Annotated in this window: 20 protein-coding genes, 1 tRNA gene and 4 pseudogenes; 5 read left to right on the forward strand and 20 right to left on the reverse strand. The window is 58.2% G+C overall.

What is annotated here, in order from left to right:
• Position 1: 1 nt before the first annotated feature.
• The 12 genes from ACQKP4_RS05235 to tssA all read right to left on the reverse strand — a co-directional run bounded on the left by ACQKP4_RS05235 (position 2) and on the right by tssA (position 17,257).
• Complete coding sequence (locus ACQKP4_RS05235; protein ID WP_427631070.1) at positions 2 to 649, reverse strand: DUF3540 domain-containing protein; 648 nt, start codon at positions 647 to 649, stop codon at positions 2 to 4.
• Between the two features lie 10 nt (positions 650 to 659).
• Positions 660 to 1,607: a pentapeptide repeat-containing protein gene (locus tag ACQKP4_RS05240; protein ID WP_427631072.1), complete on the reverse strand. Its 948-nt coding sequence runs from the start codon at positions 1,605 to 1,607 to the stop codon at positions 660 to 662.
• Positions 1,600 to 4,209, reverse strand: a complete 2,610-nt coding sequence (locus ACQKP4_RS05245) for a DUF2169 family type VI secretion system accessory protein (RefSeq protein ID WP_427631074.1) — start codon at positions 4,207 to 4,209, stop codon at positions 1,600 to 1,602. Before ACQKP4_RS05245 ends, ACQKP4_RS05240 begins: the two co-directional genes overlap by 8 nt.
• 11 nt (positions 4,210 to 4,220) lie before the next feature.
• Positions 4,221 to 6,944 carry a type VI secretion system Vgr family protein gene (locus ACQKP4_RS05250; protein ID WP_427631076.1) on the reverse strand — a complete coding sequence of 908 codons (2,724 nt, stop codon included), beginning with the start codon at positions 6,942 to 6,944 and terminating at the stop codon, positions 4,221 to 4,223.
• Positions 6,945 to 7,036: 92 nt separating this feature from the next.
• Entirely contained in the window at positions 7,037 to 9,757 is a 2,721-nt protein-coding gene (tssH, locus tag ACQKP4_RS05255) for a type VI secretion system ATPase TssH (RefSeq protein WP_427631078.1), read from the reverse strand.
• 32 nt (positions 9,758 to 9,789) lie between these two features.
• A complete protein-coding gene (gene tssG / locus ACQKP4_RS05260) occupies positions 9,790 to 10,764 on the reverse strand; it encodes a type VI secretion system baseplate subunit TssG (protein WP_427631079.1) in 975 nt (324 codons plus the stop codon).
• Positions 10,728 to 12,443 carry a type VI secretion system baseplate subunit TssF gene (tssF, locus tag ACQKP4_RS05265; RefSeq protein ID WP_427631081.1) on the reverse strand — a complete coding sequence of 572 codons (1,716 nt, stop codon included), beginning with the start codon at positions 12,441 to 12,443 and terminating at the stop codon, positions 10,728 to 10,730. The genes tssG and tssF overlap by 37 nt, the downstream gene beginning before the upstream one ends.
• A gap of 3 nt (positions 12,444 to 12,446) precedes the next feature.
• Positions 12,447 to 12,866 (reverse strand): type VI secretion system baseplate subunit TssE, encoded by a 420-nt coding sequence (gene tssE / locus ACQKP4_RS05270; RefSeq protein ID WP_427631083.1) that lies wholly within the window; start codon positions 12,864 to 12,866, stop codon positions 12,447 to 12,449.
• Between the two features lie 64 nt (positions 12,867 to 12,930).
• Positions 12,931 to 13,419, reverse strand: a complete 489-nt coding sequence (locus tag ACQKP4_RS05275; protein ID WP_427631085.1) for an Hcp family type VI secretion system effector — start codon at positions 13,417 to 13,419, stop codon at positions 12,931 to 12,933.
• 165 nt (positions 13,420 to 13,584) lie between these two features.
• A complete protein-coding gene (gene tssC / locus ACQKP4_RS05280) occupies positions 13,585 to 15,069 on the reverse strand; it encodes a type VI secretion system contractile sheath large subunit (RefSeq protein WP_427631087.1) in 1,485 nt (494 codons plus the stop codon).
• A 3-nt stretch (positions 15,070 to 15,072) separates the two neighbouring features.
• Positions 15,073 to 15,570, reverse strand: a complete 498-nt coding sequence (gene tssB, locus ACQKP4_RS05285; protein ID WP_427631088.1) for a type VI secretion system contractile sheath small subunit — start codon at positions 15,568 to 15,570, stop codon at positions 15,073 to 15,075.
• 94 nt (positions 15,571 to 15,664) lie between these two features.
• Complete coding sequence (gene tssA, locus ACQKP4_RS05290; protein WP_427631090.1) at positions 15,665 to 17,257, reverse strand: type VI secretion system protein TssA; 1,593 nt, start codon at positions 17,255 to 17,257, stop codon at positions 15,665 to 15,667.
• A gap of 332 nt (positions 17,258 to 17,589) precedes the next feature.
• Here tssA and ACQKP4_RS05295 point away from each other — a divergent pair, with 332 nt between their 5' ends.
• Positions 17,590 to 18,366, forward strand: coding sequence for an AraC family transcriptional regulator (locus tag ACQKP4_RS05295; protein ID WP_427631092.1), 777 nt, complete (start codon positions 17,590 to 17,592; stop codon positions 18,364 to 18,366).
• A gap of 9 nt (positions 18,367 to 18,375) precedes the next feature.
• On the opposite strand, the gene ACQKP4_RS05300 is transcribed toward ACQKP4_RS05295, so the two are convergent.
• Complete coding sequence (locus ACQKP4_RS05300) at positions 18,376 to 18,657, reverse strand: hypothetical protein (protein ID WP_427631094.1); 282 nt, start codon at positions 18,655 to 18,657, stop codon at positions 18,376 to 18,378.
• 167 nt (positions 18,658 to 18,824) lie between these two features.
• Positions 18,825 to 19,313, reverse strand: coding sequence for an Hcp family type VI secretion system effector (locus ACQKP4_RS05305; RefSeq protein WP_427631096.1), 489 nt, complete (start codon positions 19,311 to 19,313; stop codon positions 18,825 to 18,827).
• Between the two features lie 314 nt (positions 19,314 to 19,627).
• Here ACQKP4_RS05305 and ACQKP4_RS05310 point away from each other — a divergent pair, with 314 nt between their 5' ends.
• Positions 19,628 to 19,912 carry a hypothetical protein gene (locus tag ACQKP4_RS05310; RefSeq protein ID WP_427631098.1) on the forward strand — a complete coding sequence of 95 codons (285 nt, stop codon included), beginning with the start codon at positions 19,628 to 19,630 and terminating at the stop codon, positions 19,910 to 19,912.
• Positions 19,913 to 20,023: 111 nt separating this feature from the next.
• On the opposite strand, the gene ACQKP4_RS05315 is transcribed toward ACQKP4_RS05310, so the two are convergent.
• Complete coding sequence (locus ACQKP4_RS05315) at positions 20,024 to 20,272, reverse strand: hypothetical protein (protein WP_427631105.1); 249 nt, start codon at positions 20,270 to 20,272, stop codon at positions 20,024 to 20,026.
• 15 nt (positions 20,273 to 20,287) lie between these two features.
• Positions 20,288 to 20,553 (reverse strand): annotated as a pseudogene (locus ACQKP4_RS05320) (glycoside hydrolase family 19 protein); the annotation flags it as partial.
• Between the two features lie 150 nt (positions 20,554 to 20,703).
• On the opposite strand from ACQKP4_RS05320, the gene ACQKP4_RS05325 reads away from it, so the two are divergent.
• Positions 20,704 to 21,828, forward strand: a complete 1,125-nt coding sequence (locus ACQKP4_RS05325; protein ID WP_427631100.1) for an acyltransferase family protein — start codon at positions 20,704 to 20,706, stop codon at positions 21,826 to 21,828.
• 231 nt (positions 21,829 to 22,059) lie between these two features.
• Here the strand turns inward: ACQKP4_RS05325 and ACQKP4_RS05330 are convergent, their stop codons facing one another.
• Together ACQKP4_RS05330 and ACQKP4_RS05335 are read right to left on the reverse strand one after the other, a co-directional pair.
• Positions 22,060 to 22,410: a hypothetical protein gene (locus ACQKP4_RS05330; RefSeq protein ID WP_427631102.1), complete on the reverse strand. Its 351-nt coding sequence runs from the start codon at positions 22,408 to 22,410 to the stop codon at positions 22,060 to 22,062.
• An 89-nt stretch (positions 22,411 to 22,499) separates the two neighbouring features.
• Positions 22,500 to 22,790: a hypothetical protein gene (locus ACQKP4_RS05335; RefSeq protein WP_427631104.1), complete on the reverse strand. Its 291-nt coding sequence runs from the start codon at positions 22,788 to 22,790 to the stop codon at positions 22,500 to 22,502.
• An 89-nt stretch (positions 22,791 to 22,879) separates the two neighbouring features.
• On the opposite strand from ACQKP4_RS05335, the pseudogene ACQKP4_RS05340 reads away from it, so the two are divergent.
• Positions 22,880 to 23,284: pseudogene (locus tag ACQKP4_RS05340) on the forward strand (DNA cytosine methyltransferase); the annotation flags it as partial.
• Between the two features lie 154 nt (positions 23,285 to 23,438).
• Here ACQKP4_RS05340 and ACQKP4_RS05345 read toward each other — a convergent pair.
• A tRNA-Pro gene (locus ACQKP4_RS05345) sits at positions 23,439 to 23,515 on the reverse strand.
• 89 nt (positions 23,516 to 23,604) lie between these two features.
• Positions 23,605 to 23,820, reverse strand: a pseudogene (locus ACQKP4_RS05350) (MerR family transcriptional regulator); the annotation flags it as partial.
• 1 nt (position 23,821) lies between these two features.
• On the opposite strand from ACQKP4_RS05350, the pseudogene ACQKP4_RS05355 reads away from it, so the two are divergent.
• A pseudogene (locus ACQKP4_RS05355) lies at positions 23,822 to 23,916 on the forward strand (hypothetical protein); the annotation flags it as partial.

Consider the following 23,916-nt stretch of genomic DNA (forward strand, 5'->3'; position numbering starts at 1 on the left):
CTTAACCCAGTTTGATGCGATCGCTGCGCACCGCCACGGTGACCTCAGCGAACAGATCCAGGGTCTCGCCCTGCAGACTCCAGTCTTTTTCCACGTACTGATGCACCGAACGGGCGCTCAGGGTTTCGTGCCCTTCGACTACCCGTCGCGCGTCGCCGTACTCGGCATTGTGCCTCACCGCCTGTTCGCTGTGGTACACCGCGCTCTCGTGGCGCTCGACCCAGTGACTTTCGACCTTCTCGCCGATCACGCCCAAGGTGTCGACGCCGATCTGTGCGTCGCCCAGATGCGCCACGGTGCGCCGCGATTGGACAGCAAGGATCGTACCGGCATCAAGCGTCAGGCCATCACGGGTTTCCAGGCTCAAGGCGCCCTGAGCCAGACTCAGGCGCAGGTCACCCGGCACAGATATCTGCGCGGCTTGTGGCTGGCTGCGTTCCAGCACGCTGAGGATGTATCCCTCCTGCCCCGTCAGCGAAACCAGCACCGTATCGCCCACTGCCGGTTGCAGCAGGCAACCCAGCGCGGGCCGTAACCAGTAGCGATAACCCTCGGCGCTGACCACGCCAAAACGATCGCCGTCCACCGCGTTGATTCGTACGTGTCGAAGCAGGGCCGCACTGTCGAGCACTTGCAAGGCTTCATTCATGTCGTTGCTCCTATACCGTCGCTTGCCAGCGTTCGGCCGCAAGACGGTCTTCGTCCTGGGGCCGGATCTGGTCATGATTGGCGTTACTCCAGTCGCAGCCCTCGAGCTGCGCGGCGTGAAAATCGGCGCCCAGCAAACGGGCGCTGTTGAACGTCGCCTGGCCGGCATTGGTTTTGCGCAGCAGCGCGTATTCAAGGACCGCGCCGTTGAAGCGCGCACGGGAAAGATCCGCGCCGCTGAAGTTGGCCATTTCCAACCGCGCGCCACTGAATTGGGCGTCGCTCAGTAGCGCCTCGCTGAAGATCCCCTTGTCCAGTCGAGCGTCGGTGCAGTTCAGGCGCTGGGCCTTGCAGCGATAGAGAGAAATCGAAATCGCGGTGGCACCGCTGAAATCGGCGTCGGTCAGCGTCGACTCGTCGAACGCGCACTGCTCCAGCGTGGCGCGCAACAAACGCGCGCTGGCCAACTGACAACCGGTGAGCCGCATCTCTTGCCAGTGAGCACTCGATCCATCCAGGTCCTCCAGCGAGCAGTCGCTCCACTGGCATTGCGCGAGCGTGGCGTTGGCCAGCCGGGGCGCGCGAAGCCGGGTTTGCACCATCGACACGGCCTGGATGCGCGCGCCCGTGAAGTCCAGCGTATCGCCCGCACAGCGCAGCCAATGCCCGGAATTGAATTGGCTGCCGACGAAGCTCGTCCGGTCCAGCGCGCAGTCGCTGAGCTTCATGCCGATGGCCGACGCCCGGGCGAAGCTGGCGCCCTCCAGCCGGCAAGCGTCCCACACCGTGTTGCCAAGCCGCGCATCATCGAAACACGCGCCCCTGGCGTCCACGCGTTCGAAGCGGCAGTGGCTCAGGTCGATGCCGCGATAATCGCCGCCACTCAGCAGCAGATCGCGCAGCGGTTGCCTCTTGGCAATAAGGCTGCGCAGTTGTTCGGCAGAAATGAGATCAGACACGGGCCAGGTCCTCCTGCAGACGGCAACGGTTCAGCAAGGTGTCCGTCAGCACCGTCCCGCGCCCCGTAACCCCTTCGGTACTGGCGCTGAACAGATTGCTGGCACGTAGGTCGGTCTGCTCCAGGCACACCTTGCGCAGGCGCGATTCCATCAGGTTGGCGCCCGGCCATTTCGCCCGACTGAGGTTGCTGCCGGTGAAATCGGTACCCACTGCGGTCAGCCGGTAACCGTCAGATTCACTGAGGTCGCAACGACTGACCAATGCCCTGTCCAGAGTGGCATTGCGCAGGCTGGCGCCGGTCAGTACTGCACCTTGCAAGCTGGCGTTGCTCAGATCGGCGCCGTCGAGGCGGGCACCCGGCAGGCGGCAATCCTGATCCAGGCGCCAATCGCAAAGCGTGCAGCCAGTCAGATCAACGCCCTCACCTTCAACTCTCGACCAAGACGCCCCTGGCAACTGCGCGGCAGGCAGGCGAGCGTCATTCAATGTGCAGGCGTCGAACTGCGATTTGGCCAGCCGTGCATGGCTCATGTCGACGTGATTCAGTTCACAGCGCTGCAACACTGCGAGTGGCATTTGCGCGCCACTGAATATCGCCTTGGAAAAGTCGCAATCAACGAAATGGGCCTTGGTCATTTGCGCCCCGGAAAAGTCCGCGCCGGCGCAGTGGCTTTCCAACATCTGGATATTGCTCAGATCGGCGGCTTTGGCGTTGACTCCATCAAGGCGGCAACGCTGGACGAATGCCTTGTTCAACGCGGCTTTTTGCAGGTCGGCGGCGCTCAGGTCGCAGTCGTGGAAGCGGCATTCGCTCAGCACTGAATCGGTCAAACGCGCATGCGCCAAGTTGCAACGTTCGAACACGCATTTCTGCATGACGCCGCCGGTGAGGTCGATGCCGGACAGGTCCAGATCGACGAAGCGTTCATTGCTCAACGCGTCGCCAGCGGCGTGGCGCTCTTCGAGCAACGGCCGTGTCCAGCCAATCGAAGGCGCCGATAACTTCACCGAAGGCATTTTCGGCTGCATGGCGGCCAGCGTTGCCAACACCTTGCCAACCCGGCTGCTGACCGCGGACTCGGTGGCCTGAATCTGCGCCATACCCGCCTTAAACTGAGCCATCACTTGCGCTTTTTGTGCGGCGGGCAGGTCAAGTTTGGAGATCATCCCCGTCACAGAGGGGATCGACTTCGATTGAACGGCAGCGTCACTGCGCGCCTGGGCCTGCTGCAGATCGATCCCATGGGTTTTCGCGGTGCGCTCGGCGTGAGCTTGCCCGGCCGCTTTTGCCTGGGCGATTTCCAGCTCGATGTTGGCCCTCAGCGCAGCGGCATCGAACGCGGGCCGGGGCCCTGCCTTGGCGGCCGCGGCGACAGCTGCGGCAAGGTCCGGCGTCTGGCGTTCGATAAGGGAGGCATCGACCTTTTGGCCAAAACGGCTAGCGACCGCCGAGGCCGACTCAACGACTTGTTTTTGCGTCTCGGCAAAAGCCTTGTAACGCGCGTCCAGCGCCGCCTGCATCGTTGCCAGCATGGCGGGCATCGGGTCGGGCTGGGGTGGTGGTGCCTGGACGGGCTGCGGTGTTACTGGCGGTTTGGGCCACAAACGGGCGACCCATTCATCTTGTGAGCGAACGCCTTCGGCCGCTGTTTCGCAGCCGATGCCCAGCGCCGCGATGTCTTCTGCGTCGAGATCGATGACGGGCAATTCAGCGCGGTACAGCAGCAGTACCCGCTCGGCATCGGGGAACAGCCACACGGTGTCCAGATCCAGCGGGGTTTCGGAAATGGGCCGCTCACTGCGGTCCTTGCGTTCGACGAAAAGGCGCGGCCGGAAACCCGGCAACCGACCGCTGACTTCGACTTGCCGGGGGTGCATACCGGCAACCGCCCACTGCTCGGTGCCCTGCCAGTAGCTATCGATGCACTGATCCTGAGCCACTTCATCGAACCAGCGAGGATCGGTGTCCAGCGGCAGAAACGGCGCACGCTGCCGCTTCCATTGCTCGTCCAGCGTGCCCAGGTAGCGGCGACGCAGATCCGATTGGGTAGCCAGCGGCATGAGCCCTGCCCAATCGGATACACGGCCCGGCTCGGTGCTGCCTTGTGTCTGCGTTTCAATGGCGGGCAGCGGCACGCCGTCATAGTCCTGACCGTCGCAAACGTGACCCATGCCTTGCGGATTGCTGCCGTAGCCCTTGCCGCCGAACGCATTCGCCGCAGTCACCGGCAGAGGCTCCAGCGGACCGGTCACCACGGCCCGGTAACCGACCAGAGTTTTCTCCCAGCGGCGCGGCGGATGAACATGCAGCGTCTTGCTGCACGGGCCCATATTGGCCCGAACCGCCATGCCCATCGCCTGGCCATCCGTCAGCGGGAACGCGCTGCCCTGTATCGCAAAACCACCCCGGGTCTTCTTCAACCCACGATCGAGCGACTCATCGCCGAATCGCTCCAGCAGCCACGGCTGTGCGACGGCCATCTCGACGATGGCGTGGTCGTTGCCATAGAGCAACCCGACCGTAACCACCAGCGTGGGACTGTCGGCTTTCTTGTTCCTGGCCAGTAACACCAGGCTGGCAGCATCAGACTGAATGCGCAAAATCAAACCTCTTAGACAAACATGGCCATGTAGTCATCGCTCATCGGGCCCGACTCTTCCAGTGGCGCTTGAATCACGTCATTCACCTCTTTGAGGCCAGCCTTGACGCCGTCCATTGCTATTTCGAGGGATTTGATCCCCGCAACCACCTCAATGCTTTCCATCAGCAATGTATTGAGCATTGGAGGCACATAGGGCTCGGTCAAATTAGCCTCGGTTGCCGTCAGCACTCCACAGCTGACAGTAGCGCCCTTCACTTCACCCAGGGCGGTGACAGTCGCATCTGCGCTCACCGATGCCGCAACGACTTGTCCGTTTACCACCAGATCGCCCATGACAATGGCGCCGCCCATGAGAACAATCGGCTCGGGCGCGTAGATCGTGACACTTTCGGGAAGAACCGTAATCGTCGCGTCACCCACCTGGAGCGAGCAAGACGCCGTCGCTTTGAGATCATAAATACCGGTCTGTATGGCGCGCATTTCGGTCCTCAAATCCGCAAAACCAGTATCGACACGTTGACTCAACGTCTTGATCAACTCCTCGGGCGAAACGTCTTTCTTGAAGTTGCTGTATCCATAGTTCTTCGCGTTGATCTTCAGATCCCAAGCGGGACCCGACATTTTTACGCTCGAGGAAATCCCCTGCACTCCGAGCTCCAACTTGCCCGCCCCGAGACTGGCAGATGCTTGAAGAAAAGCGCTGGCCAAATCGATCTTGAATGTGCGGGTCTGGTTGTAATCGATCTTTGCACCCAGATTGAAATTCTTGGACACCCAGTTGCCAGCCTTCGTGTTGCCAGGCAGCTTCCACTTCTGATTGACATAGTTCCACGTGGGCTCCAGTGCTGTGATCCGAGAGTTTTGCCCTTGATCGACGGCTTGTTGCGCAGCAGACCCGTCTGGATCGTCCGCGGGAGGCGCAGGTGGTTTGAGCGGCGAGCCCAACATTTGCGGGTTGGCGCCAGAGTTCGAGTCTGAATGAACAAAGCTGTCCGGATCACCCGAGCCCACCTTGCTCGAGAAGATGCCCGGAACCTCGTGATAGAGCGACGAAGAAGACAGCTGCATGTGCGCCGCCGTCTGCAAATGTGCCCCGGTGACCTGCCCGTTACCCATCGTGAATGACGTATCGCCACCCGGCGCACCCATGGTCATCAGAGGACCGCGAGCATCGTCTTCCATGGCCAGGTAATGCCCGCCCGGGGTCGCCAGGCCGCTGTGAGTCGCGTTACTGGAATTGACCATATTCGGATTTTCGGAGTTCGGAACAGCGCCGGTGATGATCGGTCGATCCGGATCGCCTCCCAGAAAAGACACCAGGACTTCCGTGCCCTTGAGCAACGGGAAATGCATGCCGTGATTGGAACCGCTGGACATGGTCGCCAGACGCAACCAGGCGGAACCGCGAGTATCGGGCTTGTCGCTGCGCACGAACGGGAACGTGACCTTGTAGCAGCCATTTTCGTTCAACAGCGGACGATCACTGTCGTCATCGCCGTCGATGATTGCAGTCATCAGCCCCTGTACGTTCGGCTTGGGCGTGCTGATAAGCGGACGGTATTGAACCTGCGCCGGCAATGCGACAAAACGCGTGTTGGTGTCGCCGGCGGTGCCGGCCTGATCCTGTCCCAGCCCTGGCAGCGGCTGGCTGCCGTCGTGCTGGACCTCGATGACGTAGTAGGCATCGTTCAGGCTGATGCGCGGGTGGCCGATCATGCGTATGACTTGCCCCGCACGCACGCTCGCTGCGCGTCCGGCGCCATGGAATTCACGGTGACGACAGCCCAGCGCCTGAGCGCGCAAGGTCGCCAGCGCCTGACCTTCGTCGATCGAACCGAAGTGTTCGCCATACACGCCCATGTCGCCAAAGAACGCGGGCGAGCCGTCGGCCTGCGCCAACGCATCGGCACTTGCATCCGTCGGCAGGCTGGCGCTGGCCACAGAGGCCATGGTTTGCAAAGTCAGTTGGGCATTGGTTGCGGAAAAATCCTGCAGCACCATTTGTTTCGGCTGGCTGGCCAGGCGTCGCTTGAAAGTGCGCGCGAATGGCACGCCTTGCTCCACATCCAGCGCGGTGTCGATCGGTCGATAGCTGAGCAGGGTCTCGCTCTGCGCTTGAAAGCGGCGATCCCCGCAGAACACCAGGGCTTCATGGTCACCCTGCTGTTCGAAGAAGTAATAAACGCCGTAGTACTCGAGCAGACGGGAAAGAAAATCGAAGCTGGTTTCGCCAAACTGGCAGGTGAAGCTGGATTCATTCAACGCCAGGTCGCCGCTGGCCAGGCGGATGTCGAAGTCGTAATCACCGGCCTCGGCACCACTGGTTCCCGGACCTTCACGCACCAGATCGGTGTCGCTCAACACGTCACGAATCAGGTCCGGCAGACTCTTGTCGAGCCAGATTTCCGAAAAGCGGAACTGTTTCAAGCGCGCCACGCGGGGTTCCAGCACCACACGGAAATAAAAGTATTCGCCATCACCGTCCAGCTGTTCGACCTCGGTGACCAGGCCGTGATACGAATGTGCCAAGCCTGCCGCATCGGTCAGGCTCAGTGTCGCGGGGTTGCCCAGCAGGCTTTCGTCGTCGAACAACGGGTTTTTCGACGCGAGACGTATCTCGAACCGGTACAGACGAGAAACCGCTTCCTCGCCATGCCATTCCAGCACCAACACCGGTTCCATCGGCAAGGCCGTGCTGCTGAAGCTACAGAGCGGCTGGTCGATCAAAGCCATCGGTCAATCCTCTTCGCGAAACAGAAAAAACACATCAAGTGATCCCGGCCCCCCAAGCGATTGGTCGAGGGGACGCCGGGATAGCTGCAGCCCTACTCTAGGGCTTGCCCTGCTGCCTCGCTCTCGGGTGTAGACCTTATTTGATTGGCCTCGACGGCCTCGATGATCCAGTCATTGCCAGCATCGACACTGACGCGCAATTCGCTCAGCACACGCTGATCGGCGACGGCGCCCAGCAGCACGTCGGAGAGGCGCGGCGTGAGGCTCTTGCGCAAGATGAAATCGATGTTGCGCGCCCCGCTTTCGACTTCGGTGCAACGCGCGGCAATGGCATCGGCGACCTGTTCCTCGAAAGTCAGCCTGACTTTCGAGGAGGCCATCAGACGCTCGCTCAGCCTCGACAGCTTCAGCCGCACAATACCCGCCAGCTGTTCTGCCGGCAGCGTGAAATACGGGACGATGGTCATCCGTGCCAACAGTGCCGGCTTGAAGTGCTTCGACAGAATCGGACGAATCTTCTCGGCCAACACGTCAGGATCCGGACGTCCATTGGCGCACAACGCCTGGATCTCGTCGGTGGCCAGGTTGCTGGTCAGGAACACCACGGTGTTGGTGAAGTCGATCTGCCGCCCTTCGCCGTCGGACAGGCTGCCCTTGTCGAACACCTGATAGAAAATGTTCACCACGTCCAGGTGAGCCTTCTCGACTTCATCCAGCAGCACCACCGAGTAAGGCCTTCTGCGCACCGCTTCGGTCAGCACCCCGCCTTCGCCGTAGCCGACGTAACCGGCCGGCGAGCCGACCAGACGACTGACCGTGTGCTTCTCCTGGTACTCACTCATGTTCACCGCGGTCAGGGCCTGTTCCCCGCCAAACAAGTGCTCGGCCACCGTCAGCGCTGTTTCGGTTTTGCCCACGCCTGACGGACCGACCAGCAGGAACACGCCCAACGGCTGCTGCGGATCACGCAGCCCGGACTGTGCGGCCTTGAGAATTTCCGCGACCTGATGCACGGCCTGATCCTGACCCCGGATGCGGGTACGGATGTTCTCGGCCAGCGCCATCACCCCGCTCGCTGCGTCACGCAGGACTTTACCCAGCGGCACACCGGTCCAGTCCGAGACGACCTTGGCGATCGCATCCGGGTTGACCTCGGTGAAGAGCAACGGCGCATCGCCCTGCAACTGCGCCAGCGCTTCGCGCGCCGAGTCCAGTTCTGCCTGGCGCACGGACAACGGCGCGAGCGGCTCGGCGCCCTCTACGGCCTCACCCTCCTCCTTCAATGCCATTTGCTTACGCGCATCGAGCACGCGCAACGCCGCGGTGCGCTCGGCCTCCCAACGCTCATGCAGTTGGCTACGCTGGCTTTCGATATCGGCTTGTTCGCTCTCAATCGTGGCGAGACGCTCGGCGTCCACCGGGAAACCTTCGGCACGGTCACGCTCCAGGGCGTCGAACTCGCGCGCCAGGCCCGCCAGGCGTCGCTCCATGCGCTCCAGCTCCGCAGGCTTGATGCCCAGGCCGATGCGCACCCGGGCACTGGCGGTGTCCAACAGGTCCACAGCCTTGTCGGGCAGCAGGCGACCGGTGATGTAGCGATCGGACAATTGCGCTGCCGCGACGATGGCGTCGTCACGCACGCTGACGCCGTGGACTTTCTCGTAATGGCCTTTCAAGCCCCGCAGGATCAACACAGCGGTGTTGACATCAGGCTCGTCGAGCTTGACCAGTTGGAAGCGTCGGGCGAGCGCCGGGTCTTTCTCGAAATACTTCTTGTATTCCGACCAGGTGGTCGCGGCGATGGTACGCAGTTCACCGCGGGCCAGCGCGGGCTTGAGAAGGTTGGCGGCATCCGATCCGCCAGCCGCACCACCAGCGCCGATCAGCATGTGCGCTTCATCGATGAACAGAATCACCGGGGTGGTCGACGCCTTGATCTCGTCAATCACACCGCGCAGACGGTTTTCAAACTCACCCTTGACGCTTGCCCCCGCCTCGAGAAGCCCGAGGTCCAGGCTGAGCAACCGGGTGCCCAACAGGAACTCAGGTACTTCGCCACGGCTGATCGCCAGGGCGAGCCCTTCGACCACGGCAGACTTGCCGACGCCAGGTTCACCCACTGCGATGGGATTGTTTTTGCGCCGACGGGCGAGGATGTCGATCATTTGACGAATTTCATCGTCTCGGCCGAAGATCGGGTCGATGCGCCCTGCCACCGCCTTCGCCGTGAGGTCTTCGCAAAAGCGCGAGATGTTGTCTTCCGCTGCTTGCGCGGCTTTACCCAGACCACCGCCGGTCGCCGGGGCGCTGCCAGCTTGCAGGGTGTCCGTCGCACCTTCGCTGGATCCCGCGATGATCGAACTGAACTCGGCTGTCAGTTTTTCCTTGGAGATGGCCTTCAACGAATCGCCATACCGGGTGCCCGCGGTGTAGTAGCCCAAGCGACTGATCAGCGCCAGCAATAGCGCGCCGCCACGGATCTTCGAACCACCGAGCACCAAGGAGGCAATCAGCCACGAATCCTGAATCCACTCGGTCAAAAGGCTGGCGAATACCGGCCGCCCGGGGTTGCCGTTTTTCAGCTGCGCCAGGGCGTCGTCCAACTGCGCCATCAGGCGCAACGGATCGATCTCGAAGTGTTGCAGGATGCGCACCAGGTCAGCGTTAACATCGTCGAGCATCTGGCGAAGCATGTGCTCGATGGAAATCTCATAGTGATTGCGTGCCAGGGTCAGGCCCGCGGCATTTTCCAGCGTCTTGGTGCTGTAAGGATTGAGCCGCGCGAACAGCGGTTTGAGTTCAACCTGGATCATTAGCGTTTCCTCTCTTCGTTCTTCGGGCGGTATCAATGGCTCAAGCTAAATACAACGTCGTCTTGCGCTGCGCCTTCGCCCAGCCAAGTGTCCAGGCCCAGCTGTTGCCAGCCATTGCCCAGGGTCGCGCACCGCTGTTCATCCGGAGCCAACCGGGTCACCAGCCGGCACCGTACGGGTGTTTGCAAATACAGTTTCACCAGACCCTCGATCCGCTGAAACAGCGCGGTCCCGGGCAATAGCAGATGAAAACGCAACGCGCCAAGCGGGCCAATGCGGATGTCCAACGTGGTGCTGCGGTCCGTGACCTCGCGGCCCAACAGGCTGTCCTCTCCCAACACACCGCACTGCACGCCCAGATAGGTTCGCGCCGAACGGTCGATGCGCAGTCGCGTCTCCACGCAGGGGATCACCTCGACCTGATCGTCTTCCAGCACGCCGCGCACCAATTGCTGCAAGCCCAGCGCAGAGCGCGGGTATTGGTTGAACAGACCGGCGAAGCGGAGCACGCCCAGTGCATTGCGTCGCTCTGTGGCTGGTGCATCGCAGACACCGATCAGCGCTTGCAGGTGCCGCATGCCGGTGAGGTCCCGGCGCTCGCAAATACCCATCCAGACCCGGTGCTTTTCCCAGGCGCGGAACAGCAGCGGATACAACGATGCGTGCAGGATGTCGAGAAAATCGCGTCCCGCGGAATGTCCTTGCAGTTGCTCGTCGATCAGCTCTTCGGTGTAAAACGTCGGCAATGGCGAAGTCACGCCATACAAGCCGAAGAAGTTCGCCTCTACGCGATAACGACCGTCATCGTCGTGCACGATGTTTTCGATGTCGCGCTGAGGAAACCCCAACCCGAGACGTGGCCGGATCCGAACGTTCTCGGCAAAGGCTTTCTCGCTGGGAAACCTGAGTCGCAACAGCCGCAGTGCCTGGAAAAAAGCGTAGTCGCGGCCGTTCCCCAGCAAGGGGTCGACTACAGCAGGCGCTGGTGCCCGATCTTCGCTGGCCATTTCAAGGTCTCGTGATTGACGGTGTCGAAAAGCGTGAAAGCGGTGAACGTGTTGATCGCCGTGCATCCGGCAAAAAACTCATCGAGCACGCAACCAAACAGATAAAAATTGCCAGGGCTCAGGAAGTGATCGCCACGGCAGTCCACGCGCACCAGAGTGCCTTCCATCGGAAGGCCGCGGATGAAGCGGCGCTCCTGGGTCGTGGTGACTTTCTCGATCGCATCGATACGACGCTGGTTGGCGTCCATTGCACCTTCGCCCAGGCTGGGCAGGTAGAGAGCAAGCAAGCCGCGCAGATAGTCGCGATCCGCGAGCCGGAAGTGGTTGGCGTTCAGGTGCGACAGCATGCGCCAGAGCAACTTGTCGTCGAATTTCGGCGGCTGACAGGCGGTGATCCCGCGGATGTTCTTGAAGGCGACCCGCGCCGGCGTATTGTCGGTTGGCTGATCCAGGTCACCGAGCCTCAGGCTCTCGGGCAACTGCCCGTTTGTGCACAGCAGATCGATGGACAGAGTCATGTCTGTCAGCGCCTGTCCTTCGCTGTAGGGCAGGCTCAGGTAATGATCAAAGCCAAAGGCATCGACGCTCGACGCGCGAATTCGCAGGTTGTACATGTCGCGCTGCGAAAAGGTATTGAATGGCTGCAGCCGCTTCTCGCCACCGCCAGGGGTATATCCGGTGACGCTCAGTACCGAGTGGATACGCAGATTCTGGCGCTGCCCGTGATTGGCTGGCTGGATTCGGTAGTCCGGTTGTTTGTGATCGATACGCAACGGATGCGCATCCTGCTCGAACAGATTGACCACCGGCGACACGCCCAGCAAAAAGCTGTTGGCAGTCACTCCAGGCGTCCACTCGGGCAAGTTGTCGAACATGAAGCGGATCGTGAAGCGGCCACCCGTGCCGCGCTGTTGCCACTTTTTAAGGCCTGACAGTTCGACAAACAGAAACTTTTCCGGCAGGGCAAAGTATTCCTGTATGCACCGATAAGCCGGATGCGCGTTATTCGGGAACGGCAGCAGCACCGAGTCAGGATCAAAACCTGTCGGCCTGAGCGACTTCGAAGGCAGAATCGTCACTGGCTGGCCCGGCGCGCTGATGCGGACCTCGCGCAGATTGAGCTGCAACAGACGCAGAAGCTTTCCGGCGTCGGCCAGGCCATCGCCCAGATAGAAGCGCAACGAGTCCTCATTCCAACTGTCCGGAGTCGCCGTGGTGAAGGCGAAATCCAGCACCAGGCTGCGCTCTTGGGCGATGCCGCCTTCCCAGCGCGCATCCATCATTTGCAGCGGGTCGAGCCTGACGGCGAAGGTCGAGCGGAATTTCACACGCTGGCCGTCCACCGGGACGGAGGCGACTTCACAGCCAGCGTCGATCAGTTGCGAATCCTGCAGCGCTGAGCGCGGTTCGAACTGCAGCAGCGTCATGCACGGCAATGGCTGCAAGTAATGGGGGTACAGCAGTTGAGCGAGTTCCTGGATGAATTCCGGAAACTCGTCATCAAGTCGCTGGCGGACCATCCCCGTCAGAAACGCGACCCCTTCCAGCAGGCGTTCAACATCCGGATCGCTCGCTGAATCCACGCCGAGCAAAGGCGCCAGAGCCGGATTCTTGCGGGCGAATTCGTCTGCAAGGCGACGAAGGTGGTTGAGTTCACTCTGGTAATGGCTGTTGAGCATGGGTTATTGCATCGCCAGTGAGACGCGGCCATCGGAAGAAACCCGGGTCGCCAGGTGAATGGGAATGTCCCGGTCGTCAATCGATACCAGGCCATCGAGCGTAAAGCTCAATGACAACACTTCCTGAGCGCCTTCAGCGACCTGGATGCGCGGTGACTTCAATCGCGGCTCATAGCGCGCAATCATCCGCGTCATGCTGTCGATGATCTGCGTTGTCTCGCCGGTCGCAAACGAACCGGCCAGATTGGTAAAGTCGGGAACGCCGAAATCAGCGTCGATAGGGACGCTGCCTTGGCGTGTGTTGAGGATGCGTTGCAAGTGCTCACGGATCGACTGGATCAGCGCTTCGGACTGAGTCAGACGCGAGCGCCCGACCTCGCCTTGCAGGCTGACGATGCGTTCCAGCAATCTTTTTTCTTTCAACGGATTCTCGCTTGTTCGAACGCTTGAAGCCGCCCTGAACCAGGGCGGCCATATCGGTGCAGATTTACGCTTTCGGTGCCAGCCAGGAATCTTCGGCCTCGATACCATCCGGTACCCAGGTCCAGACGATCTTCTCGTAGGTCAGACCGATATCTTCCATGTGGCCCAGTTGCTTGAATTCAGGATTGAGCACGTTCGGCACCCAGGTACGGGAGGAGACGAGCACCGCATTGGTCAGGACGATGGTGTAGTACTTCTCTTCGGTGCCTTTTGGCGAGATGCGATAGAACTCAAGGGTCACGCTCTTCAGTTGCTCGCCCGAGGTCAGCGCCTGGAACAGCTTGGGCGAAGACTTGTCGATTTCCTTGGTCAGGGTCATGCCCTGGTGTACACGCTTGCCAGCAGGCAGGCCGGTTTGCGGGTTTTTCGGAATGTCGACCAGATGCTCGACAGCCTGGACGAGGATCATTCCCTCATGGCCGGCGACAGTGCTCGAACCTTCGATTTTGCCCTGATTCTGGCCTTCGATACTGAGATAGCATGGCATTGGCATAACGTGAAACTCCCTAGATGACTTCAAATTTCGACCGTAAAACGCTGACTCGCGGCACGGTTGGTGTGCAGTAGGTTCATGTTAAGGGGACACCAGAGTGATCGCCCTCGGGTGAAGACCTGAATCATTGAAGTGTCAGCTTCAATGATTCAGGACCCTCGTCTGTCAGCTCTTGTCGAGCTTGCCAACCAGAGACAGCGTGAAGGAGGCGCCCATGTACTTGAAGTGCGGGCGAACCTTCAAGCCAACGCGGTACCAGCCTGGATCGCCGTCAACATCGTTGACACTGATTTCGGCCTGTCGCAGCGGACGACGACTGCGCACACCGGCGGCCGGGTTGTCCATGTCGGCAACGTATTGGCGGATCCAGGTGTTGAGTTCGGATTCAAGATCGCCGCGCTCTTTCCAGGTGCCGATGTTTTCGCGCTGAATCACCTTGATGTAATGCGCCAGACGGCTCACGACAAAAATGTAAGGCAGCTGCGTACCCAACTTGTAGTTGAGCTCGGCTTCCTTGCCTTCCTTGTCATTGCCGAAATACTTCGGTTTCTGGCAAGAGTTGGCAGAGAAGAAGGCAGCGTTGTCAGTGTTTTTGCGCATGGTCAGCGCAATGAAACCCTGCTCGGCCAGCTCGAATTCGCGACGTTCCGAGATCAGTACTTCAGTCGGGATCTTGGTTTGCGTTTCGCCCATCGCTTCGTAGTTGTAGATCGGCAGATCACTGACCGTACCACCGCCCTGCGGACCGATAACGTTGGCGCACCAGCGATACTGAGCAAAGCTGTCGGACAGGCGACTGGCGAATGCGAACGCGGCATTGCCCCACAGGAAGTCTTTATTGCCGCCGCTGACATTCTCGTTGTAGCGGAACGATTTGGCTGGGACGGTTTCCTCGCCATACGGCGTACGCAGGAGGAAATGCGGCAGCGTCAGACCTACGAAACGCGCATCTTCGGATTCGCGGAAGGCATTCCACTTGGTGAACTGAGGGCCTTCGAAAACGGCCTGCAAATCCTTCAGATTCGGCAGATCGGCGAAGCTGTCCACACCGAAAAACTGCGGCCCGGCGGCGGCGATGAACGGGGTGTGCGACATCGCTGAAATCGCAGCCACCGATTGCAGCAACTTGATGTCCTGCTGACCGGGATTGAACGAGTAGTTACCGATGATCGAGCCGAAAGGCTGCCCGCCGAACTGCCCGAATTCCGCGGTGTACACCGCTTTGTACAGGCCCGAACGGGTAATCTCCGGAGCGTCTTCGAAATCTTCCAACAGTTTTTCTTTGGAGACGTTGAGGATTTCCAGCTTGTTGTTTTCGCGGAAATCGGTGCGATCCACGAGGAACTTCAGCGAGCGCCAGGACGATTCCAGCTTCTGAAAGTTTTCGTTGTGCACGATGGCGTCGACCTGCCGACACAGCTTGGCGTCAAGCGAAGCGATCATGTCGTCGATCAGCGCGGCACTGACCTTCTCGGACTGACGCGCCGGCTCCAACAGCTCGGCAACGAAGGCTTCGAGGCCTTGGCGGGTTACGGCGTAGGCTTCATCGCCGGGCTTGACCCGAGTCGCCTCAACCAGTTGATCCAACAAGGAAACGCTTTCGACAGTCTGGCCGGGCGCTGCCTGGACCTGGTCTTTTTCTTCGCTCATAGATTACTCCTTGTCCTCAACGCCAAGTTCACCGAGCAGGCGCTCACGGGCACCGGCATCGTTCATCAGGGCCTGCAGTTGCTTGCGAAATTCGGGAAGGTTACCCAGAGGACCTTTCAGCGCCTTGAGTGAGTCGCGCAATGCGATCAGCTGTTGCAGCTCGGGAACCTGCTCCACGATGGCGTCTGGTTCGAAATCGCGGATCGACTGGAACTTGAGGCTGACTGGTAGTTGTTCGTCCGCCGGAGCGTTCTCGGCCAGTCGGTTGGGCACGGCCAGTTGCAAGCTCAGGTTTTGGCCTTTGAGCACATCGTTGAAGTTGTCTTTGTCAACGCGGATCGGCTTGATGTCTTCAACCGGGGTGTCATCTTCACGCAAGGTAAAATCGCCAAGGACCAATTGCTTCAGCGGCAGTTCGACCTGCTCCTGAGCATCTCCAGTCGAAGGCTTGTAGACAATATTGACGCGCTCTTTCGGGGCAACTGAACCGTCGGTAGCCATGTTGTAACTCCTGCTAAATGGCCCGTACTCGCGGCCATGGGAAAAACATTGATTGGAAACTCTCAACGCGACCAGCAAACAACATCAAAGGAGATCAGGAAGTCGTATCACGCGACAGCCTCCACAGCGACGGCAGATCCATCGCGGCCAGTTGATCACTCCATTCATTTCGAGCCCGGCCCTCGCCACTTGCGACAGCGATTTCCAGCAACGGACGAACCAGCTCCGGTTCCCATCGCTGCAGACCCACGTCATGCGCTTCTTTTAGCAGTACATCGAGGGCAACGGTCAGTTGCGCCCTTGGATCGAAACGGTGCAGCAATTCACATTGCGCCCGGCGCAAGCGAAACCGGTCACGACCTGCGGCAGACTGCTCAACCCGACTTTGCAGCGTGGACAGCGCATCCTCCAGAAGTCCTTCCGTGGCCGCCTGCTTCGCCTCGGCGATGAGCTGGTCAATGGCGTCCAGACCGCCAGTGCTTTCCCTGTCCGAACCGAGCAATTCCTCGAGCCAGTTGCGGGTGATGCCGTCGGCAAAGGGCTGGCTGTCGGCAAAGCTCAGTTCTGCCAATACCGGCAGCCGGCAAATCAGTTGCCGTGTTTCCATGACCACACAGGAGGCCGCGGCCGAAGCGCTCGCACCCAATCTGGTCAGCGCCCCGTGACTCGCCCGGTTGAGGTCCAGCCAGAACGGATAGGTCGCCAGCCGGCTCTCGCAAAATCGCAGGATGTCCAAGGGGTCACCCGATGCCTGCAAGCGTGTAAAACTTTCGAGCTGATTTTCCGGTGGTGCTGGCAGGCGGGTGACATTCGCTTGCGCGGGTGGCGCCTGCTCGACCGTAACCCAGGCCATTTGCCGGGTCAGGCGGTACAACAGCGGCAACGTTGCCTGCTGTTCCAGACAAAAATTGATGACGGGCGTCAACGAGCTGAAAACGCTCCCGATCGACTTCTCGACCGAGTCATTACTTTCCACACTGACCGCCGGCAGCACGGGCGCAATCGCCGGTGCCACTGGCGCTACCGCACGCTGGGGCTGTGAACCGGAAGCAGGCGCAGCTTCGGGTTCGGCAGCCAGCGCAACCGGCTCGACAGCAGGCGCGAGCTCAGCCAGCACAGGCAAGTCCAGCAGCCGTCGACGCATCCGGAAAAACCCCGGGCCCTCGCTGTCCTGATCCTTCCAAAAGGTGTCGATGGCGTCCCAGTCTTCCACCAGGCGTTGCAGATGGCTGGCGGGGATCGGCTCAAAAGCGCTGCCCAACTTTGCGTCCAGCCATTCCAGCAGCCACTCGCATTGGTTGCGCCGCGCTCTGAGACGGGAAACCGCAGGGGTCAGCTCGCTCCAATAATTTTCCAGCACCTCGCGCAGAACATGAATACCGCTGGCCAAGCCTTCGCCGCCACGCGTGGACGTCCAGGCACACAGCAACCAGACTGCTGCGCTGAGGTCTTTGCCCTCCTCCCGCAGCACGCGGCAACACAGATCCGCCAGTAGCGTCCAGTCGACTCCACTTGAGGCATTGATGTTGGTGAGTTTGTCGATTTGCTCCTGCGCGGCACTGTAGGTTGCGCCCTCTCTCGGGTTAGCACCTGCCGGTTGATCTTCACTGATCGGCGCGGATCCCAGCGTATCGTCTAAAACACTCATTCCATACATCTCACACGCGGCCCGAGGTGAATTCAGCAAGTGTTAGTCGCACCATAGAGGGCATTAACAAAAGCAACTTACGAACAAGTAATCTTCAATAAAAAAATCAACAAAAGCGACTTTCCTCATCCAAAAAACGACACCACTGCTGCCACGCTTAGTCAAAATCGGAAGGATCGCGTATTCGCAACTCTTTGAAATTGGATACAAAATTAAAACTAATCAGCACCAGTTTTATTCTTCGCTAGTGCCGGCTCCAGACACCTTTGGTTGATCGTGTGCGATCCCCGTCCGGCGGCGATTGTAAGTTAGCCAGCGCTCAACTTATCATCTACCAACTGACAAAAAATATATGAAATAGGACACACCTCATGGCAGAAATAGCCCCGTTCAGCCAGTTTGCTCCCGAGGCATACAACAACCCTATCGTCGGGGTTTCATGTCGCCTGGAAGATCATGACTCCGGCGAACACTCCCATTTAATGGGGCAGCTTCTCTTTACTTCCCAAGGCTGCGTTCGTATCCGATTGGCTCGCCCCGCACTTCTTTGCATGCTTCCGCCGACGCGTATTGCCTGGATTCCTCCTGGTATTGTTCATCACGCAAAAATCCGTCGCGCTGTCGACTATCGATCGGTGTACATCGGCGCGCCGTTTGTCGACACTTTACCGTCAACTCCGAAAATACTTGCGGTCACGCCACTGCTTAGAGAGTTGCTGATACATATCTCCCTCGCGCCTTTTTCCACTGACTGGTCAACCGGCAAAGCGAATCAGATCATCAGCTTGTGCCTCGCGGAAATACGTGATGCCGCGCAAGAGTTCTTATTGTTGCCGTTACCTTCTGATCGTCGCCTGGCCATGCTCGGTCAGCACCTGGAACGATTGCCTCCGGCACTGCACGAGCTGGCCCAGCAGGTGGGTGCCTGCGAGCGCACCATCGCCAGAATGGTGCGTCGCGATACCGGCATGTCCTACCAGGAGTGGCGCCAGCAATGGAAACTGATCCGCGCCGTAGAAATGCTCAACGTCGACGAACGACTCTCCACGGTGGCGCAGGAACTGGGGTTCACCAGCGACAGCGCATTCATCGCCTTCTTTCGCGGCATGACCGGGACCACGCCGAAGGCCTATTGTCGCCAGGAATGACACGCTGCCTCAGCGCTCATTTCTGTTGGCAGCATCGGCCGCCATACGCAGCTCTTCATTGGCCTCGCTCAGCAACTCCTTGGCGCGAGCGGCGTGGCCACCGAGTCGCGAGTCGTTGGCGGACTGTGCGGCGCTTATCGCCTGCCACGCGGCGGAAATGTGTTCTTGTGCATTGCGCAGATTGCCATGGCGCCCGCCAATATCGACATAAGGCTGATCGGCATAACTGGCACAGCCATACATCAACAAAGACGTGAACAATACCGCTGCTATCGAAACTTTCTTGATCATGATGCAACTCCTGACATCTTAAATGTGGCGGCACCCTGCCCGTCTTTTCGCGGACGTGCAGCGCAATAAATGGGGTTTGCAGTGGCTTACCCTGCACCTGGCGGGAATACCGCCAAGTGGAGTCCGGTCTTGCATATGCCGTTAGACATATGCACCGGCTGCCAGACTTAAGCCTTTGGCGCGAGCCACGAGTCTTCGGCTTCGATACCATCCGGCACCCAGGTCCAGACAATCTTCTCGTAGGTCAGGCCGATGTCTTCCATGTGCCCCATTTGCTTGAACTCAGGGTCGAGCACGTTGGGCACCCAGGTACGGGTCGAGACCAGCACGGCGTTGGACAGGACGATGGTGTAGTACTTCTCTTCTGTGCCTTTTGGCGAGATGCGGTAGAACTCAAGGGTCACGGTCTTCAGTTGTTCGCCCGAGGTCAGTGCCTGGAACAGCTTGGGCGAAGACTTGTCGATTTCCTTGGTCAGGGTCATGCCCTGGTGTACACGCTTGCCTGCCGGCAAGCCGGTTTGCGGATTCTTCGGAATGTCGACCAAGTGTTCAACGGCTTGGACGAGGATCATTCCTTCGTGGCCGGCGACGGTGCTCGAACCATCGATCTTGCCTTGGTTCTGGCCTTCGATACTCACATAACATGGCATGGGCATGGTTGAATCTCCGATCGCTTGCTTAATGAATGAGTCCGCCGGTCCGGGCTTGCTGCCCGTTTCGTTGTGCGGTGAGTTCATGGTAAGTGGCAGCCAGTGACCTGACCCTCAGGTGAACACCTGAACTGACGATTTAATTTCGGCTTATCTTTTTCTTCATCCATCTTTCGCCAACAACAAATGGCGACCGAGACATCTCAGGTGAACACCTTATTTCGCCAGCAACCGGCACGGATGTAGTTTGCCTTTACGCACGAGATACGCATGAGCGCAACCCCACAGAGTCGCTACTCCTGAGATAGAGAGAAAGTAATATGCATCCCGCCATGCAATTAAGAGCTGACTGCGTTACTGCATTTACCCGGCGCGCAACGCTGAGCACCGCCGAACTTTATTCATGTAAGGAAACTGTTGCCGATACTCAGCCTGTTCGCTATCAGGTCGTTAGCAAACAGAAGTATCTCTATAACGTGGTTGAGCGCAGCACGGGCAAAGTCAAGGGTTATCGCTACACTTGGCGCGCGGCACTTATGCTTGCGCTACTTCTCGAAGCACGCGCGGACGGCGTAAAAATCAATCTGAGCGGCTGGGGACAGTAAGGCTCGGTGTATGACCAGCGATCGGCGTAAGCGCGCCAATCCAGGTATTGAGCGTATGCCGGCATTGATTACCTCACCCAGATAAGTCGTGTTCGGCAGTTACAGGCCAATTCAAATGAAATACAGCGTGTAACGTCCTGTGATTTTAAAGACATCGCACGGTGGTTCCTGGTGGAGCGAAGTCATCAGCAGCAGCCGCCCGATCAATAACTGTTGGCCATCTTGAACCGCCTTGTCGATTGAGAGTTGGTAGGCCTGTTCTCGGGTGCGCTCCGTTGCCTCGTTGGCGGCCTTGGCCTCGGCATCCCGTGCGTCGCGGTCCTTCCATTCCGACTGCCATGTCGCGTTTGTGACACTCACACCATGGTGGTAGGCGCCGAACAGGGCCTTGCTGCAAGCCAGATAGTTGTCGCGCCCTGTGATCTGGATCAGGCCGCGCCCCTTGTACCTTTGCCCTTCCCCGTCGGCCTCTGGCACGTAGCGGAACTGGCCTGACTCAAGCCCTGCCTGGGCAATGAAGGCCGCGATCCGAAGGCGCGTGTTGATCTGGTCGCGGTCCATGGCCAAATTCAGCGCAGACGCAAAAACATCGGTTTGTTGCCGGCAGTCAGGAGGATCTGCAGCAACTGCTGCGCGGTGATGGGCGTGCTTTTCTCCGGGAATGAAAAAGACCGTGCTTGGCGGGCTTACACCGGGGCAGCATGAAATGGATTTTGTGGTGAAAAATGCTGTATAACGCGAGCTAAATTTTCGCGACCCACATTTCAACCAATATCAAACGAATTAAACAAATGAAAAAAAATTTAGATATTGAAGTTATTCGTGCATACGCAATAACCATAACAATAATTGCACATCTAGGACTTTTAAACCCAACATGGGATAGCTGGATTGGCTATTTCTGGCTAGGCGGTGGCGTTGACTTATTTTTTTGCATTTCAGGCTTCCTGATCACATCATCTCTACTGACATCACTTACTCACAAAGAGCCCTTCGCCTTATACGCCGGCGAATTTTGGATTAGAAGACTATTTAGATTATGGCCCGCCGCACTGCTTTGGGCGACAATCACGCTTTTAATATCTGAAACATTCAATGTCTCTAGAACTTTCGGCTCACAGGAGGATGTTAGGTTAACTTGGCTATTCGGAATTCTTAACGTAGAGAATTTATATATTTGGATCTCTCATGAAACAAGTAAGCCGACTCCCATCTGGCACTACTGGAGCCTTTCACTCGAAGAACAATTTTATGTATTATTGCCAATCCTTCTTTTTTTCGCACAATGTAGAAAATATGTTATTGCTCTCATGGCTTGCTTCGCATTGTATCAGTCGTTTCATATCCGCCCGTGGGGAGAGCTACTGTGGTTTATCAGAAGTGATGCTCTGATCTACGGATCGTTGATTGCTGCTGCGTGGCACTACAAACACGATTTGATAAGCAAATTTTTCAACCACGGCAAGAAGCTTCATTGGCAAGTCGTTTTTATTATTGCGCTACCTATGCCGGTGATACTTTCAAAAATGAGCATCACTCCATATTATATGGGGCTCGTCGCTGCTAGCGCGGCAATTGTAGTCTTCCTTTGCTCTGCCGGAAAAAATCTCACTGGTAATTCCGGGCTTTTTCGAAGCGTTCTAATTTATATAGGATCAAGATCTTATTCCATTTATCTCACCCACTTCCCCATACTCGCAATCACACGTGAAATCTCTTTAAGCTTTGGAATATCCGCACTCGAAACTGAATCTTCCCGGATAGTTGCAACCGCCGTCGCAATGGCATTCACACTATTACTGTCTGAGATATCATTCAGATACGTAGAGACTCCGCTGCGAAATTACGGCCGACGAAGCTCGCGACGCTGGACTGAAGAAAGACGTGCGAACGCGTTAGCATCAGGAGCTCTGTAGAAATCAGATCACCAATGTCATCTTTCAAGTTTGCTAACTCTCTGTGTTTTAAGATTCCAGGGTCGAGTTCCTCAAGTTGCTCGACCCCATCCCAATACTTAGGATCTTGATCACAAGGAAACGATACAGAGCAGGCGCAACGCGCTGCTGACAAAACCCACCAGCACAGGCGGCCAGTCTGTACTACAACGGCGCATCCCGCCGGTGGGCGATGCAACACCTTGAACCGAGTCAATGTGACTTGGATTGAACCTTGCCATCCACCAAGGTCACCACCATATATACGTACACCTCCGTCCCCCATGTATAAATCTGCACGTTGCCGCCGCCGGCGGCCTCCTTACCGGGAATCTTGACGATACCCAGCACCTGTTCATATGTCATGCCGCGCTTAATGTCAGCGTATTGTTGATCACTGATATTAGGACGCTGGGCTCTTATCGTTTCAAACCGAACGCTGTAGCTACCGGGTGCGTCGCCTTTGGACTCAAGCAAAACGACATCCTGCAAATTCGTTGCATCAAACTGAACCCATGCGGGCGGCGCATCTACACGAAAGTACTTGATAGCTGAATCGTTCACTTCGCTTCTCCCTCCGGCTCCATGGTGGACCGAGCACAAATACTCCACTTCAACGAATCACGCCAGCCGGCGAGGCAGGCGTCTGGAGGTTAAAACCGTGGGAGGTCACCAATTTGCTCAAGCTCGGACACGCTGGCTTCTAGCTCGATAATTCGCTCACCAAAGGTGTCGACCCCAAGAAACAGCCTCGATCGATTTCCTCCGAGGTTATCTACGGCAAAAACCTCGTCGCCTCGAGTGAGTGCATCGCAGACCTGATCAAAGCTGACCACTTGGCTATGCCCGACGGCACGCATATGTCCGTCCAACTTCGCCCACTCGAACTCAACATACCTGCCGTCGTGGTCCTTCCGAGCCGTGGAAACGATGTAAGTATCCATTTTGCCCTGCCTCATCGGACACCCAATAGCTAAGCCTAGCTCCATTTACTACAGCCATTTATTTGCACGCCAGCCGGCGAGGATCCCCTATGTCCGCACAACAGAAGTTACCCCACGTCATCCATGGCCAGTCGAGCATGGGCCTGCCGTTCGAAAAAGAACTGGTTGTGGACCTGTTCGCCGGCGGCGGTGGCGCCAGCACCGGCACCGGCACCGGCACCGGCATTGCCCGAGCGTACACGGGAGCCGGATGTCACGGTAAACCACAACCCGATCGCCTTGGCCGTGCACCGCGCCAACCACTCTACGACAGCGCACTACGTAGCCGACGTTTATGAGGTGTGCCCTCGGAAAGCAACCGGCGGGCAACCAGTGCGATTATCTGCGCGTCTCCTGACTGCCGTCATCACAGCAAGGCCAAGGGTGGTGCGCCGCGTAAGCGCAGCGTTCGAGACTTGGCATGGGCGGTTATCCGCTGGTGTTTCGTCACCAAACTACTAGCGCGACCACGATGAAATCATCCGGTCCGAGGCGATTCCGGAGTTGAATATAAGTGAAATCATCGGGTAGTTTTGCGCGGGTTTTGCGCAGGTACAAAAAAGCCGATCTAGATGATCGGCTTAAACGTCTGATTTTACTCAGGAAATATGGTCGGGACGGAGTGATTCGAACACTCGACCCCTAGCACCCCATGCTAGTGCGCTACCGGACTGCGCTACGCCCCGACTAGGCGTGAAACTCATTCTTCATCTCGAAGAAGGCCCAAGAATATATCGCAAGCGTTTGAAAACTGGAAGTATTCAAACGCAGGAAATTATTTCTTGAGAACCACCAGCACATCCTCCAATTCGGCAATCATCTGCCGAATCATCTGTTTGTATTGAGTGGTGTCGTCTTTGGCTTCATCGCCGGACAATCGCAAGCGTGCGCCGCCGATGGTGAAACCTTGATCGTAAAGAAGCGCGCGGATTTGCCGGATCATCAGCACATCCTGGCGCTGATAATACCGGCGGTTTCCGCGACGTTTGACGGCCTCGTACTACCGCTTGATGCCCGACGACAAGCGCTTCTACATCAACGATTCCGGCACCGGCAACACGCTGGACCTGAGTCACCCGTGCGTGCT

Origin of the sequence: Pseudomonas sp. NPDC086278, from assembly GCF_050280905.1 — a bacterium.
Classification (GTDB): domain Bacteria; phylum Pseudomonadota; class Gammaproteobacteria; order Pseudomonadales; family Pseudomonadaceae; genus Aquipseudomonas.

Coding starts and splice junctions, on each gene's coding strand:
- ACQKP4_RS05300 (WP_427631094.1), bottom strand. CDS start 18,657: ATGATCAAGAAAGTTTCGATAGCAGCGGTATTGTTCACGTCTTTGTTG.
- ACQKP4_RS05275 (WP_427631085.1), bottom strand. CDS start 13,419: ATGCCAATGCCATGCTATCTCAGTATCGAAGGCCAGAATCAGGGCAAA.
- ACQKP4_RS05250 (WP_427631076.1), bottom strand. CDS start 6,944: ATGGCTTTGATCGACCAGCCGCTCTGTAGCTTCAGCAGCACGGCCTTG.
- tssH (WP_427631078.1), bottom strand. CDS start 9,757: ATGATCCAGGTTGAACTCAAACCGCTGTTCGCGCGGCTCAATCCTTAC.
- ACQKP4_RS05295 (WP_427631092.1), top strand. CDS start 17,590: ATGGCAGAAATAGCCCCGTTCAGCCAGTTTGCTCCCGAGGCATACAAC.
- tssC (WP_427631087.1), bottom strand. CDS start 15,069: ATGAGCGAAGAAAAAGACCAGGTCCAGGCAGCGCCCGGCCAGACTGTC.
- ACQKP4_RS05335 (WP_427631104.1), bottom strand. CDS start 22,790: ATGGATACTTACATCGTTTCCACGGCTCGGAAGGACCACGACGGCAGG.
- ACQKP4_RS05325 (WP_427631100.1), top strand. CDS start 20,704: ATGAAAAAAAATTTAGATATTGAAGTTATTCGTGCATACGCAATAACC.
- tssG (WP_427631079.1), bottom strand. CDS start 10,764: ATGGCCAGCGAAGATCGGGCACCAGCGCCTGCTGTAGTCGACCCCTTG.
- tssB (WP_427631088.1), bottom strand. CDS start 15,570: ATGGCTACCGACGGTTCAGTTGCCCCGAAAGAGCGCGTCAATATTGTC.
- tssF (WP_427631081.1), bottom strand. CDS start 12,443: ATGCTCAACAGCCATTACCAGAGTGAACTCAACCACCTTCGTCGCCTT.
- ACQKP4_RS05305 (WP_427631096.1), bottom strand. CDS start 19,313: ATGCCCATGCCATGTTATGTGAGTATCGAAGGCCAGAACCAAGGCAAG.
- ACQKP4_RS05235 (WP_427631070.1), bottom strand. CDS start 649: ATGAATGAAGCCTTGCAAGTGCTCGACAGTGCGGCCCTGCTTCGACAC.
- ACQKP4_RS05310 (WP_427631098.1), top strand. CDS start 19,628: ATGCATCCCGCCATGCAATTAAGAGCTGACTGCGTTACTGCATTTACC.